This is a genomic window from Streptomyces sp. 8L, assembly GCF_020176795.1.
GTDB lineage: Bacteria > Actinomycetota > Actinomycetes > Streptomycetales > Streptomycetaceae > Streptomyces.
The window spans coordinates 1-2,438 of record NZ_JAIUKE010000799.1 but is presented as its reverse complement, the minus strand read 5'-3'; the positions used below and the strand labels follow the sequence as shown (position 1 = coordinate 2,438).

Sequence of the window (2,438 nt, the reverse complement as noted above, 5' to 3'; positions counted from 1 at the left end):
GCCGAAGCCGTCCCCCACCACGCGGCGGCCCGCCCCGACGACGCCTCCGCCGCCGCCCGCGACGACACCTCCGCCGCTCCCGGCGCCGTCGGTGTTCGACGTGTACCGGCTGCCGTACGAACTGCAGGGCGACGGCACCGAGCCGGAAGTGCGCCTCGCCTCGGCCGGCCGGCTCTGGCCCCGGTACGGCATGTCGGTCGCCGGGACGCGCTACGGGCAGGGCGTGAGCATGCACGCGCCCAGCAGCGTCACGATCAACCTCAACCGGGCCTGCACCACCTTCCAGTCGTCGGTGGGCGTGGACGACGCGACGCTCGGCCTCGGCTCGCTGCGCTTCTCCGTGTACGGCGACACCGGCCGGCTGTGGACGTCGGCCACCGTACGAGGCGGGCGCCCGGCGACGGGGATGTCCGTGCGGATCGCGGGGCAGAAGACGATCCGGCTGGTGGTGGAGCCGCTGACACCGCTCGGCGCGGCCGCGGTCGCGGACTGGGCCCAGGCACGGATCAGCTGCGGGTAGCGGGCCGGCCGGGGGTGAGGCGGCTGCTGCGGGTGAGGAGCCGCCGGGCGGGGGACGCGGGGGCGCTCCCGTCAGCGGCGCGGCGTCCGTGTCACCGGTACGGGGCCTCCGTCAGCGGCGTGGCTCGGGCCTCTCGGCGTCCGGCCCCGCATCTGCGGGAGGCGGGTCGTCCCCCTCGGCGGGCGCGTCGGCCCCGTTCGGAGGCGGGTCGGGCAGCGAGGCCAGGTCGTCGGCCACCTGTGCCGGGGTGAGACTGGCGCCGGCCGCCCGCGCGGCCTCGTACGCCGCGGGGCCCAGCGCCCCGCGCGCCGCCGCCTCCGCCCCGGTGGCCTCCCGCTGCTCGGGCACCGAGCGCGGGAAGTCGCCCCGCCAGGCCTCCGCCGCGGACAACGCCCGTACCGCACGCGCTGGTTCACCCGCGCGCAGCAGGATCAGGGCGGCCGCCTCCGCGGCCTGCGCCAGCACCACCGGGGCGAACCTCCCCGCGAGCGCGTCCTTCAGCACCCGCCCGAGGGAGCGGGCCGCGGCGTGCGGACCCTCCTCCTCGTAGGAGGCGATCCGCGCCTCCACCGTGGCCGCCGCGGTCTCGAACTGCGGCGGGAGCGTGCCGCGCCGGGCCGCCTCCTTGGACGCGTCGATGGCGGCGCGGGCCTCCGCCACGTCCTGCCGGCCGATCGCGAGCATCGCGCGGAGCAGGCCGATGAACGCCTCCGTGTCCTGCGCATGCGTGCGCTCCACCGCCCGCACCGCCTCCGCGAGGCCCCTCTCGGCCGCGTCCTCGTCGCCCGCCCTGAAGGACAGCTCCGCGAGGCGGACCAGCAGGAAGGGCGGTTCCGCGTGCGCGCCGACCTCGCGCGCGTACCGCAGCGACTCCTCGTACGCGGCGCGCGCCTTCTCGAACTGCCCGCGGGCCATCGCGGCCTCGGCCGCGGCGCCCGCGACCTGTGCGAGGACCCAACGGTCGCCGATGCGCGAACTGAGTTCACTCAGCTCGACGAGGCACGCGTCGGCCTCCTGGATGCCGTCCGGCTGGTCGATCAGGACGTGGGCACGGCCCATGAGCAGTACGGCGGTCTCCCACGCGCCGCCGTAGCGGCGCACGTTGGCCATCGCGTCGTCCATCATCCGCCGGGGGTCGGCGTCGTGGTCCAGGAAGAAGGCGAGCAGCCCCCAGAGCATGCCGGGGAAGCGCGCGGAGTGCGGGCCGGGACGGTCGAACGTGCTGATGATCTCGCGGGGCGTCGCAGCGTTTCCCCCGCCCGCGTTCCCCGCCACGGCCCCGTCGGAGAGGCTCTCCAGTCCGCCGCTTTCACTGAGGAGGAACACGCGCAGCAGTTGCAGCGAGCGGTACGGCCAGAACCGCGGATCGTCCTCGCCCGCGGGTTCGGGGCCGAGGGCGAGCGCCTGCTCGATGCGCCGGAGGCTCTCCGTCCGGTAGTCGCGCAGCCACCAGAACCAGCAGACGGCGAACAGCATGCGCTGGGTGGCCTGTTCGTCCCCGGCGGCCACCGTGCGGTCCAACACGGCCTCGATGTTGTCGAGTTCGGTCTCCACGCGGCGAATCCACGGCAGCTGTCCGGCGGAGCGCAGGAGGGGGTCGGCGTGCTCCGCGAACCCGGTGAAGTACGCGCGGTGCGCGCGCTCCGCCGCCGCGAGTTCCGCGGGCTCCTCGCCTGCGCGCTCGGACGCGTACTCGTGGATGGTCTCCAGCATGCGGTAGCGCATGCCGTCGTCCCCGCCCGGCGCGGCCACGACGAGGGACTTGTCCACCAGCGCGCCGAGGAGCTCGGGGACATCGAGAACGGCACCGGGCGCCTCGGGGTCGCGCATGCCGCCGGCATCCGGGGCATCGCGCCCGGCGGCCCCGTCAGCGTCGCGCCCGGCCGCCCCGTCAGCGTCGCGCCCGGCCGCCCCGTAC

General features: G+C 76.2%; 1 protein-coding gene and 1 pseudogene. One reads left to right on the top strand and one right to left on the bottom strand.

Annotated elements, in window-relative coordinates:
* On the top strand, positions 1 to 520 hold a 520-nt coding region (locus LCE31_RS38855; RefSeq protein WP_225022945.1), incomplete at its 5' end, for an NPCBM/NEW2 domain-containing protein.
* Between the two features lie 111 nt (positions 521 to 631).
* Here LCE31_RS38855 and LCE31_RS38850 read toward each other — a convergent pair.
* Positions 632 to 2,438: pseudogene (locus LCE31_RS38850) on the bottom strand (AfsR/SARP family transcriptional regulator); the annotation flags it as partial.